Genomic DNA, 12081 nt, shown 5'->3' on the forward strand with positions numbered 1-12081 from the left:
GAAACCCTTATGTGCGCTGGCCCACATTTCGGGCGAAGCAGCCTAAAACTCTTATCATTCATGGACTTAAAGCACATATAGAGATACCGAATCAGCTGTTTCAGGCCATAGGTCTGATGGCGCGCCGCAGCGAACGAAATGTGTATAAGTTCAGTCTTGACATCGCCGGACCCCGCCTGAGACGGGCGATTGCGACAAAAAGCTACACCCGCTGACGATTCCAGGTGGAATCGTGACATTGCGGCGCAACATGCGTGCGTAATAGGGGCTTTCGGACATGCCGGCCGCGTAACCGTAACTAGCGCGAGCCCTGTCCACCTCGAATGGCGCGGCTATGCCGATGCACCTCGTCAACCAGCTCCGCAACGTGTTCCGGCGGCGTGAATTGCGAAATGCCGTGGCCCAGATTGAAAACGTGGCCCGGATGGTTGCCGAAACTGTCGAGCACGGCGCGTGCTTCCGTGCGGATCGCGGCGGGCGGTGCGAACAGCACGTTCGGATCGATGTTTCCCTGCAGCGCGACGCGCGCACCCACTTTCTCTCGCGCACGGCCGAGGTTCACGGTCCAGTCGAGTCCGACGGCATCGACGCCCGTTGCCGCGATCTCTTCCAGCCACAGGCCGCCGCCCTTCGTGAAGGTGATGACCGGGACGCGCGCGCCGTCGTGCTCGCGCTTCAGGCCCGCGACGATCTTCGCGATGTAATCGAGCGAGAAGCGCTGATAGGCGCCATCCGCGAGCGCTCCGCCCCAGGTGTCGAAGATCATCACGGCTTGCGCGCCCGCTTCGATCTGCGCATTCAGGTACGCCACCACGGCTTGCGCGTTGATGTCGAGGATGCGGTGCATCAGGTCCGGCCGCGCATAAGCCAGCGATTTGACCGTGCGATGGTCGTCCGACCCGCCGCCTTCCACCATGTAACACGCGAGCGTCCACGGACTACCCGAAAAGCCGATCAGCGGCACTTTCTGGCGACCCTGCGAATCCGTGAGCGCGCGCCGGATCTGGCTGACGGCGTCGGTGACGTAGCGCAGCGTGCTGTCGATGTCCGGCACCGCGAGGCGCTTCACGTCGTCTTCCGTGCGCACGGTCCGCTCGAAGCGCGGGCCCTCGCCCTGCACGAAGTTCAGCCCGAGACCCATGGCGTCAGGCACCGTCAGGATGTCGGAAAACAGGATGGCGGCGTCCAGCGGGAAGCGTTCGAGCGGCTGAAGCGTGACTTCAGTTGCGTAATCCGGGTTCTTCGCGAGCCCCAGGAAACTGCCGGCGCGCGTCCGCGTGGCGTTGTACTCGGGCAGGTAACGGCCTGCCTGACGCATCAGCCAGATCGGGGTGTAGTCGGTGGGCTGGCGCAACAGCGCGCGCAGGAAGGTGTCGTTCAGAAGGGTATGTGCCACGTCGCTCGGTGCTGAAGGCGAAGAATCGTTCATTCTACCGGAGGGCCCGAGCGTTGCCGTTGACGGATCCGGACCATTCGGCGAGTCTCACACGGCGCCGGCGCGGGCCGGCCTATGCCATTCGGCCGACTGTCGGCCCGTCGAACGGCTCGCTATGATCGCTGGACGGTCACCCCAATTCACAACCACTCAGAAACAAAGACAACCGGGAGAATCGATGAAAAGCACGTCTGTCCGTCTCGCCGCAGCCGCTTATGCCATTGGCGCCGTCACGCTGTCGTCCGCGTTCGCGGGCGCCGCGCAGGCTCAAACCGTTCAGGCAGGCACCGTCTCGGGCGCCCAGCCCGCGCCGGCGTCCGCGCCAGCCACACGCCTCGACAGCATTCTTGCGCGCCATACCTTGCGGGTCTGCACTACCGGCGACTACAAGCCGTATTCGTTCCTGAGGACGGACGGACAGTTCGAAGGCATCGACATCGATCTGGCGGAGAGCCTCGCCAAGTCGCTCGGCGCCAAGGTGGAATACGTGAAGACGTCGTGGTCGAACCTGATGAACGACTTCATCGCCCAGTGCGACATCGCCGTGGGCGGCGTCTCGACCACGCTCGAGCGGCAGAAGCGCGCCTTCTTCACCGCGCCGTACATGGAAGACGGCAAGACGCCCATCGTCCGCTGCGACGATGTGGACAAGTACCAGACGGTTGCGCAGATCGATCAGCCGGGCGTGCGCACCATCGTCAATCCGGGCGGCACGAACGAGCGCTTCGCCAAACAGTATTTCCCGCACTCGCAGCTGATCGAGTATCCGGACAACGTGACCATCTTCAAGCAGATCCTCGACGGCAAAGCAGACGTCATGGTTACGGACGCGTCCGAGACGCTGCTCCAGCAGAAGCTCAATCCTGGTTTGTGCTCGGTGCATCCGGACAAGCCATTCCAGTTCGGCGAAAAGGCGTATCTGCTGCCGCGCGGCGACGTGGTGTTCCAGCAGTACGTCGACCAGTGGCTGCATCTCGCCCGTTCGTCGGGCGAGTATCAGGCGGTATATGACAAGTGGCTGAAGTAAGGACTCAGCGCCCCGCCCGCAGCAGCTCGCCGGTGTGCACGCCGATCTTGCGCAGCCAGGCGAGCGCCGCCTCGGAGTGCGAGTGCAGACGGGCGAATCCGTGCGTCATGTCGTGGGCGTCGATCATTTCGGCGCGGCCGCCATTGGCTTCGAGGAAGCTCTTGAGGGCATAGGCGTCGTCGTAGAGCGGGTCGTAGGCCGCCGCGACAATCAGCGCCGGCGCGGGCGCGCGCTCGTAGGGCTCGGCGAGCGGGAAGGCGCGTGCGTCGTCTGAATTCGGCGTGCCGGCCGCGAAGAACCGGGCCCAGTACCACGTCATTTCGTCGTTGGTGAGACCCGGACCGTTTGCGTTGGCGATGCAGCTCGGGCTGTCGAACTGTTGCCGCATGACCGGATAGAGGAGCAACTGCAAGTCGACCATTCCAGCCACCTGCTGGTTTGCCCCGCGCGCCGCGACCACCGCCAGATGAGCACCGGCGCTGTCGCCGCCCACGGCGAGCCGGTCAGTCGCGAAGCCCAGCCGCGAGCGGTGCTCGGCGAGCCAGATCAGCGCGTCGAACGCGTCGGCGCACGGCGCGGGGAATGGAAATTCGGGCGCCAGCCGGTAGTCGACGCTTGCCACCGCGCATTGAGCATCCCGCGCGAGCCGTGCGACGAGGCCGTGGTGCGTCTCCAGATCGCCGACCACCCAGCCGCCGCCATGGAAGTACACGAGCAGCGGCAACGGGCCGGCGATGTCGGCGGGTTGGTAGATGCGCGCCTTGACGGTGCGGCCTTCGAGCGGGATCTCGATGTCTTCGGTCGTGACAGCTGCATCATCTGGGCCAGCGTAGGCATGTGCAATTTTGCTGAACCGATCTCGCACTGCTCGCGCGTCGTCGTTCAGTGCAGGAAGCGGAAAGGCCTGGGCAACGTTCTCGTAGTAGCGCAGCAGGGCTGCATCGATGGTCATGCATGTCTCCAGATGTTTTTTGGAAAAGACGCCCGCTCACGGGTTTTGCGCTCCGTTTACATGCGTCCGCGCGTTCAATTTTCTCGGACGATTAGAATAATCGCACTAGCCCTTAAGACGGCATTTTTTCATTCGAACAATCCGATGAAGTGGGCGTTTCGAAGATCGGGCAATATATTCACGCGAAACCCACAGATTGCGCGCGAAAATTTCCTGAAAGCCTTACGGGGCGGGGGTTACAACCTGAAACACTTTGTTACGGCGACGCGGATTCAATTCGCCCACAATCTGTTCAAACGGTTTCAACACGGATGTATTGGGGCGTGCGAGATAAAAGCTGCGCGTTTCCGGTGGTCGGCAATCGCCGAAGCTCACTTTTGGGGCATCTTTGCTGGGATCGTTCTTCGAGTTTCGTACTCGAAACATCTCACCTTTGGTCTCCTCGCGCTAACCCCGTAGCGTGTGGTTTTTAGCGGGCTCCAGGCCCGCTTTTTTTTTGCCTGAACAAACGTTTGCGCCGCTTTAGCGCTTTTTGAGAGCTTCGACAGCGCCAATGTTTGGTCCAATGACAGAAGGGAGCGCACTGCGCTCCCTTCTTCGTTTCGGCTGAATGATCCACGTCGTCAGGCGGTTCGACTCTCCGAAAGCTTCAATTCGTCGATCATGCGGGCCCGCATGACGAACTTTTGTACCTTGCCGGTTACCGTCATCGGCAGGTCATCGACGAAACGAATGTAACGCGGCACCTTGTAATGCGCGATCTGGCCCGCGCAAAACTCCCGTACTTCCTCCTCGCTCAGGTGCTCCCTGGGACGCACGACGATCCACGCGCACGCTTCCTCTCCATACTTCGGGTCGGGGACGCCGAAGACCTGGACCGACTGCACCTTCGGATGGCGGAACAGGAATTCTTCGATCTCACGCGGGTAAATGTTCTCGCCACCGCGAATCAACATGTCCTTCAGGCGGCCGACGATGTTGCAATAGCCCTCGGCGTCGAGCGTGGCGAGGTCGCCGGTATGCATCCAGCCGTCGACTACGGCTTCGCGTGTCTTCGCCTCGTCGCCCCAGTAGCCTTTCATCACCGAGTAGCCGCGCGTGCAAAGTTCACCCGTCTCGCCGACCGGCACGATTTCGCCCAGCGGATCGACGATCTTCACTTCGAGATGTGGCTGAACCCGTCCGACGGTCGTCGTGCGCTTGTCGAGCGGATCGGTGGTCGAGCTCTGGAAGGATACCGGGCTCGTTTCGGTCATGCCGTAGGCGATGGTGATCTCGCTCAAATGCATCTTCGACACGACCCGCTTCATGGTTTCGATCGGGCACGGCGAGCCGGCCATGATTCCGGTGCGCAGGCGACTGAGATCGAATGTGCCGAAATCCGGGTGATCCAGTTCCGCGATGAACATCGTCGGCACGCCGTGCAGCGCCGTGCATTGCTCTTCGTGCACGGCGGCGAGCGTCGCGCCGGGGTCGAAGGCCTCGCCGGGGAAGACCATCGCGCAGCCCGTCGAGACGCATGCAAGCACCGCCAACACCATGCCGAAGCAGTGGTATAGCGGCACTGGAATGCACAGTGAGTCCTGCTCGGTAAGTCGCATCGCCATCGCGATGTAGCGCGCGTTGTTGACGATGTTCCGATGCGTAAGCGTCGCCCCCTTCGGATTGCCGGTCGTGCCGCTCGTGAACTGGATATTGATCGGTTCGTCCGAATTGAACGCCGCTTCCAGCGCGTCGAGTTTCGCCCCGTCGAGTTGCTCGCGGCCGAGTCGCATGACGTCGGCGAAGTTGAGCATGCCGGGACTGCTCGCGTCGCCCATTCGGATCACCGCGCGCAAGTCGGGCAGCTTTTTGGCGCGCAGTGCGTTGGGCTCGGCGTGGGCGAATTCAGGCGCGAGCGACTCGAGCATCTCCAGATACTTCGACGTCTTGAACTGCTCGGCGGCGATGATGGCCTTGCAGCTGACCTTGTTCAGCGCATATTCGAGCTCGGCCAGCCGATACGCCGGATTGATGTTCACCAGCACGGCGCCCATGCGAGCTGTGGCGAACTGCGTCAACAGCCATTCGGCCCGGTTCGGCGACCAGATTCCCACGCGATCGCCCGCCTCCACGCCCAGGGACAGCAGGCCGCTGGCGAGCGCGTCGACCTCGTCGGCGAACTGACGCCACGTCCAACGGATGCCCTGCTCGCGAAACACCACAGCAGGGCGATCCGGAAAACGGCGCACGGTGTCGAGCAGGAAGCGTGAGACGGTTGCTTCGCTCAAGGGAATATCGGTTGCACCGCGCACGTAGGACACGCCGTCGCGCGGTGCGACCTGCGCACCCGCCTGCGTCTGTTCAGTCGCCATCGATCACTCTCCGCCTGGATATTTTGCCGCCCTGAGCCGGGCGTAATGTGGCTGGCCGCTGTAAGGGCCGATGAAAGCCATTGTGCATGGCGATCTTGCCAGCGGGCATTGAGTGTTTCCCCGCAATGCGACGCGAACCTGCCGCGTGCCTTAGACGAGAACGTCGATGAATCAGGGGTCTACGGAACGACGCGTCAGAGGCTGCACATCCGATATGCAGAAATCGCCCAAGCAGCAGCCCGAATCGAGCATAAAAAAAGCAGCCCGAAGGCTGCCTTTTGTCGCTGCTGAACACGCAAAAAGCGTGTCGCGTGTCAGTGCTTCGCGTGAACCTTGCGCAGACGCTGGATCGCCGCGAGCTGCGCTGTCGCATACGCCAGTTCCGCTTGCGCGGTGGCGTATTCGAGTTCGGACTTGTTGTCCTGCATTGCTTCTTCGGCGCGTTTCTTCGCCTGCTCTGCCTTCGCTTCGTCGAGATCGGCGCCGCGAATGGCGGTATCGGCGAGCACGGTCACGACGCCCGGCTGGATTTCGAGAATCCCGCCTGCAACGAACACGAACTCTTCCGAACCGTCTTCCGCCTCGATGCGCACCGCGCCCGGACGAATGCGCGTGATGAGCGGCGTGTGGCCCGGCAGAATGCCGAGTTCACCCGCTTCGCCCGGCAGCGCGACGAACTTCGCCTGGCCCGAGAAGATCTGCTCTTCCGCGCTGACGACGTCTACCTTGATGGTTGCCATATGTGTCGACTCCTGTCGGTCTGTGTATTTCGTGGACGCCGCTGCAAAGCAAGGGCGTCCGCCTGAAATAACCGACCTTTACTGGATCTTCTTGGCCTTTTCGAAGGCTTCGTCGATCGTGCCGACCATGTAGAACGCCTGCTCCGGCAGATGATCGCATTCACCTTCCACGATCATCTTGAAGCCGCGAATGGTTTCCTTCAGCGGCACGTACTTGCCCGGCGAGCCCGTGAACACTTCAGCGACGTGGAACGGCTGCGACAGGAAACGCTGGATCTTCCGCGCGCGCGCGACCGACAGCTTGTCTTCCGGCGACAGTTCGTCCATGCCCAGAATCGCGATAATGTCGCGCAATTCCTTGTAGCGCTGCAGCGTTTGCTGCACGCCGCGCGTGATCGAGTAGTGCTCTTCGCCGATCACGTTCGGGTCGATCTGACGCGAGGTCGAATCGAGCGGGTCCACGGCCGGATAGATACCCAGCGAAGCGATGTCACGCGACAACACGACGGTGGCGTCCAAGTGGCCGAAAGTCGTAGCCGGCGACGGGTCGGTCAAGTCATCCGCAGGGACGTACACGGCCTGAACCGAGGTAATCGAGCCGGTCTTGGTCGACGTAATACGCTCTTGCAGCTTGCCCATTTCCTCAGCCAGCGTCGGCTGATAGCCCACTGCCGACGGCATACGGCCGAGCAGTGCCGACACTTCCGTGCCTGCCAGCGTGAAACGGTAGATGTTGTCGACGAAGAAGAGAACGTCCAGGCCTTCGTCACGGAAGTGCTCGGCCATCGTCAGACCGGTCAGCGCGACGCGCAGACGGTTGCCCGGCGGTTCGTTCATCTGGCCGTACACGAGCGCGACCTTGTCGAGGACGTTCGAGTCCTTCATTTCGTGATAGAAGTCGTTCCCTTCACGGGTACGCTCACCCACACCGGCGAACACGGAGTAACCGCCGTGTTCCTTCGCGATGTTGTTGATGAGTTCCATCATGTTCACGGTCTTGCCCACACCGGCGCCACCGAACAGACCCACCTTGCCGCCCTTCGCGAACGGGCAGATCAGGTCGATAACCTTGATGCCGGTTTCGAGCAGTTCTGTGGACGGCGACAGTTCGTCGAACGCCGGCGCCTTCTGGTGGATCGAACGCGTGATTTCCGCGGTGATCGGACCGGCTTCATCGATCGGACGGCCGAGCACGTCCATGATGCGGCCCAGCGTCGGCTTGCCGACCGGCACGCTGATTGGCTTGCCCGTGTTCTTGACCATCGTGCCGCGGCGCAAACCGTCGGAAGCACCCAGACAGATGGTGCGAACCACGCCGTCGCCCAGCTGCTGCTGGACTTCGAGCGTCAGTTCGGTGCCTTCCAGAATGAGCGCGTCGTAGATCTTCGGCATCTCTGCACGCGGAAACTCCACGTCGATAACGGCGCCGATGCACTGTACGATCTTGCCTTCTACCAAAGCAGTGGTACTCATCGCATTTCCTTTAGATACTGTGTTCTTTCACGCGGCCGTCAGACCGCTGCGGCGCCGCCGACGATTTCCGACAATTCTTTCGTAATCGCGGCCTGGCGGCTCTTGTTGTAGACGAGCTGCAGTTCGTTGATCACGGTCTTCGCGTTGTCGGACGCGGCCTTCATCGCGACCATGCGCGCGGATTGCTCCGAGGCCATGTTTTCCGCGACAGCCTGATAAACCAGCGCCTCGACGTAGCGCACGAGGAGCTCGTCCACCACGGTCTGCGCATCCGGTTCGTAGATGTAGTCCCACGAAGTCTTCGGCGTGTCGCCGTCTTCATCCTTCGCGTGGAGGTCATCCACCGACAACGGCAGCAACTGCTCGATCACCGCTTCCTGCTTCATCGTGTTGACGAAGCGCGTGTACGCCAGGTACACCGCGTTGATCTTGCCTTCCGAATACAAGTCGAGCTGCACCTTGATCGCGCCGATCAGCTTTTCCAGATGCGGCGTGTCGCCCAGTTGCGTGACTTGCGACACGACCTGCGCCTTCAGCCGGTTCAGGAAGCCCAGACCCTTGCCGCCGATCGCCGAAGCTTCGATCTTCACACCGCTCTGATCGAGTTCCTTGATCTTGCTCAACGACATGCGCAGCACGTTCGTATTCATGCCGCCGCACAGACCCTTGTCGGTGGTGACGAGGATCAGGCCGGCGGTCTTCGCACCCTTGTTCTCCACCATGAACGGATGGCGATACTCGGGATTGGCCTTGCTCATGTGCGAGGCGATCGCGCGGACCTTGTCGGCATACGGACGGGCGGAACGCATGCGTTCCTGGGCGCGGCGCATCTTCGATGCGGCGACCATTTCCATCGCTTTGGTGATCTTGCGCGTGTTTTGCACGCTCTTGATCTTGCCGCGAATTTCCTTCATTCCAGCCATTGCTTACTCCTTGTCGGCCTGAGTTAGCGCTTTAGCGCTTACTCGGGCCCCATGCAACGCGGATCGAAGCCGCGCGATGTTTATTGAACATCGCGCGTTGCCTCTCTATCCCGATCAATAAGCGCCCGACTTCTTGAAGTCCTTCAGCGCGGCATGCAGTGCGCCTTCGTCGTCCTTCGCCAAGTCCTTGTTGTCTTCAATGCGCTTGATCAGATCGCCGTGGCTGGTCTTCAGGAATTCGCGCATGCCCTTTTCAAACGGCAGCACTTGCGAAACTTCCAGGTCGTCCAGGTAGCCATTGTTCGCCGCGAACAGCGACACAGCCAGTTCCCACACTTGCAGCGGCTGATACTGCGGCTGCTTCAGCAGTTCCGTCACGCGGCGGCCGCGCTCCAGCTGCTTGCGGGTGGCTTCGTCGAGGTCCGACGCGAACTGCGCGAACGCAGCCAGTTCACGATACTGCGCCAGGTCGGTACGGATGCCGCCCGACAGCTTCTTCACGACCTTCGTCTGAGCCGCACCGCCGACGCGCGACACCGACACGCCCGCGTTGATGGCAGGGCGGATACCGGCGTTGAACAAGTCGGTTTCCAGGAAGATCTGGCCGTCGGTAATCGAGATCACGTTCGTCGGAACGAACGCGGTCACGTCGCCAGCTTGCGTTTCGATGACTGGCAGTGCCGTCAGCGAACCGCTCTTGCCCTTCACTTCGCCGTTGGTGAACTTCTCGACGTACTCTTCCGAGACGCGAGCCGCACGCTCGAGCAGACGCGAGTGCAGATAGAACACGTCACCCGGATACGCTTCACGGCCCGGCGGGCGGCGCAGCAGCAGCGAGATCTGGCGATACGCCCACGCTTGCTTGGTCAAGTCGTCATAGACGATCAGCGCATCTTGACCGCGGTCGCGGAAGTATTCGCCCATCGTGCAGCCGGCATACGGCGCGAGGTATTGCATCGCGGCCGATTCCGAAGCCGAAGCCGCCACGACGATGGTGTATTCCATCGCGCCGGTTTCTTCGAGCTTGCGCACCACGTTCATGATCGACGAAGCCTTCTGACCGATCGCGACGTAGATACAGAACAGGTCCTTGCCCTTCTGGTTGATGATCGCGTCGACGGCCACGGCGGTCTTGCCGCACTGACGGTCGCCGATGATCAGCTCGCGCTGGCCGCGGCCGATCGGCACCATGGCGTCGATCGACTTCAGGCCCGTCTGCACCGGCTGCGACACCGACTTACGCCAGATCACGCCCGGCGCGATCTTTTCGATAGCGTCGGTCGTCTTTGCGTTGATCGGGCCTTTGCCGTCGATCGGGTTGCCCAGCGCATCGACCACGCGGCCGATCATCTCCGGACCCACCGGCACTTCGAGAATGCGGCCCGTCGTCTTGACGATGTCGCCTTCCGAGATGTGCTCGTATTCGCCGAGAATAACGGCGCCGACCGAGTCGCGTTCGAGGTTCAGCGCGAGGCCGAAGGTGTTGCCCGGAAATTCGAGCATTTCACCCTGCATCACGTCCGACAGGCCGTGGATGCGCACGATACCGTCGGTCACGGAGATCACGGTGCCTTGGTTGCGAACATCCGCGCTCGCTTCAAGGCCCTGGATCCGGCTCTTGATCAGTTCGCTGATCTCAGAGGGATTGAGTTGCATTATTCGCTCCTGATAGTCAATTCTGTTGCGTGCCCGTCAGAGACACGGTTGGCCGCATCGTTAAGCGGTCAGAGCCGTCTGCATGCGGGCGAGGCGCGCGCGGACCGAGGTATCGAGCACTTCGTCGCCAACCGTCACGCGAACGCCGCCGATCAGCGACTGATCCACCGTGACAACCGGCTTCAGCTTGCGCTGAAACTTGCGTTCGAGACTGGCGACGAGGTCGTTCAATTGTTCGCCTTCGAGGGGGAACGCGCTTACGATCAGCGCGTCGGCCGCACCTTCGCGGGCGTTCTTCAGCTCGTCGAACTGGACGGCGATTTCCGACAGCAGCGGCAGGCGATGATTCTCGACCAGCATGCCGACGAAATTCTTCGCTTGAGCGTTGCCTTGCGCCAGCGGCGACTTCACCGCGGCGAGCAGCAGATCGATGATTTGCTGACGGTTCACCTTCGGGCTCGAAGCGACCGATTCCACTTCGGGCAGACGCGCAACCTGTGCCAGCTCCTCGACGAAGGTGGACCAGCCCGCGAGATCGCCGGTTTCGGCCACGCGGAACAGCGCTTCTGCGTAAGGACGAGCGATGGTTGCAAGTTCGGCCATGATCAGAGCTCGGTTTTGAGTTGATTCAGCAGAGCGGCGTGCGCGTTCTGGTCGACTTCGCGCTTCAGAATCTGCTCAGCGCCCTTGACGGCCAGCGCGGCGACTTCCGCACGCAGCGTTTCGCGTGCCTTGACGACTTGCTGGTCGGCATCGGCTTTGGCCTGAGCGACGATGCGCGCGGCTTCAGCCTGTGCGTTTGCCTTGATTTCTTCTGCGACGGCGGCAGCACGCTTCTCGGCGTCAGCAATGCGCTGCTGGCCGTCGTTGCGTGCTTGCGCGAGTTCCTGGTCGACGCGCTTGTGCGCTGCTTCGAGTTCCGCTTTGCCCTTGTCGGCGGCGGCGAGGCCGTCGGCAATCTTCTTCGAGCGCTCGTCGAGGGCGTTGATCAACGGCGGCCACACGAACTTCATCGTGAACCACGCGAGGATCAGAAACACGACCATTTGCGCAAACAGGGTTGCGTTGAGATTCACGGTGTTTCCTTAAACGTTGCTTGATCGGAGGGAATACGGTTAAAAGGCGCTCATCGGCTTGTTGAGCTCGATCAGCGCCTCACCCGTTCCGTTCTGGCGTCTTGAAAGGTCAGACGCACACTTCCGAGAACCTCAGCCTGCGAGCTTCGAGAGCAGCGGATTCGCGAACGCAAACAGCATTGCCACACCAACGCCGATCAGGAACGCCGCGTCGATCAGACCAGCCAGCAGGAACATCTTGGTCTGCAGCGGATTCATCAGTTCCGGCTGGCGGGCGCACGCTTCAATGTACTTGCCGCCCATCAGGCCGATACCGATACAGGCGCCGATTGCACCCAGGCCGATGATGATGCCGATACCGATGGCGGTCAGACCCTGGATGTTGGCGATGAAAGCTTGCATGATCACTCCTTTGATTAAAGACTTTGGAACTGGATTTATAAAA

11 protein-coding genes are annotated in these 12081 nt (G+C 61.5%); 1 reads left to right on the forward strand and 10 read right to left on the reverse strand.

The features are described 5' to 3' along the window. Window positions 1–298: 298 nt before the first annotated feature. Complete coding sequence (gene hemE / locus QCE63_RS00825; RefSeq protein ID WP_309829619.1) at window positions 299–1396, reverse strand: uroporphyrinogen decarboxylase; 1098 nt, start codon at window positions 1394–1396, stop codon at window positions 299–301. A 217-nt stretch (window positions 1397–1613) separates the two neighbouring features. On the opposite strand from hemE, the gene QCE63_RS00830 reads away from it, so the two are divergent. Beyond that, window positions 1614–2462 carry a transporter substrate-binding domain-containing protein gene (locus QCE63_RS00830; protein WP_309829621.1) on the forward strand — a complete coding sequence of 283 codons (849 nt, stop codon included), beginning with the start codon at window positions 1614–1616 and terminating at the stop codon, window positions 2460–2462. Window positions 2463–2466: 4 nt separating this feature from the next. On the opposite strand, the gene QCE63_RS00835 is transcribed toward QCE63_RS00830, so the two are convergent. From QCE63_RS00835 to atpE, 9 genes are all read right to left on the reverse strand, one after another. Beyond that, window positions 2467–3414, reverse strand: coding sequence for an alpha/beta hydrolase (locus QCE63_RS00835; RefSeq protein WP_309829623.1), 948 nt, complete (start codon window positions 3412–3414; stop codon window positions 2467–2469). A gap of 623 nt (window positions 3415–4037) precedes the next feature. After that, a complete protein-coding gene (locus tag QCE63_RS00840) occupies window positions 4038–5768 on the reverse strand; it encodes an AMP-binding protein (protein ID WP_309829626.1) in 1731 nt (576 codons plus the stop codon). Window positions 5769–6082: 314 nt separating this feature from the next. Continuing rightward, window positions 6083–6508: a F0F1 ATP synthase subunit epsilon gene (locus QCE63_RS00845; protein WP_309829627.1), complete on the reverse strand. Its 426-nt coding sequence runs from the start codon at window positions 6506–6508 to the stop codon at window positions 6083–6085. Between the two features lie 78 nt (window positions 6509–6586). Beyond that, window positions 6587–7981, reverse strand: coding sequence for a F0F1 ATP synthase subunit beta (gene atpD, locus QCE63_RS00850; protein WP_309829629.1), 1395 nt, complete (start codon window positions 7979–7981; stop codon window positions 6587–6589). Between the two features lie 38 nt (window positions 7982–8019). Continuing rightward, window positions 8020–8904 carry a F0F1 ATP synthase subunit gamma gene (atpG, locus tag QCE63_RS00855; protein ID WP_309829631.1) on the reverse strand — a complete coding sequence of 295 codons (885 nt, stop codon included), beginning with the start codon at window positions 8902–8904 and terminating at the stop codon, window positions 8020–8022. A 114-nt stretch (window positions 8905–9018) separates the two neighbouring features. Next, window positions 9019–10560, reverse strand: coding sequence for a F0F1 ATP synthase subunit alpha (gene atpA, locus QCE63_RS00860; protein ID WP_309829633.1), 1542 nt, complete (start codon window positions 10558–10560; stop codon window positions 9019–9021). A 60-nt stretch (window positions 10561–10620) separates the two neighbouring features. Then, entirely contained in the window at window positions 10621–11163 is a 543-nt protein-coding gene (locus tag QCE63_RS00865; RefSeq protein WP_309829635.1) for a F0F1 ATP synthase subunit delta, read from the reverse strand. 2 nt (window positions 11164–11165) lie between these two features. Then, window positions 11166–11636, reverse strand: coding sequence for a F0F1 ATP synthase subunit B (locus QCE63_RS00870; RefSeq protein WP_309829637.1), 471 nt, complete (start codon window positions 11634–11636; stop codon window positions 11166–11168). A 132-nt stretch (window positions 11637–11768) separates the two neighbouring features. After that, complete coding sequence (gene atpE, locus QCE63_RS00875; protein WP_007180033.1) at window positions 11769–12038, reverse strand: F0F1 ATP synthase subunit C; 270 nt, start codon at window positions 12036–12038, stop codon at window positions 11769–11771. Between the last annotated feature and the right edge of the window lie 43 nt (window positions 12039–12081).

Origin of the sequence: Caballeronia sp. LZ065 (assembly GCF_031450975.1) — a bacterium.
Classification (GTDB): domain Bacteria; phylum Pseudomonadota; class Gammaproteobacteria; order Burkholderiales; family Burkholderiaceae; genus Caballeronia.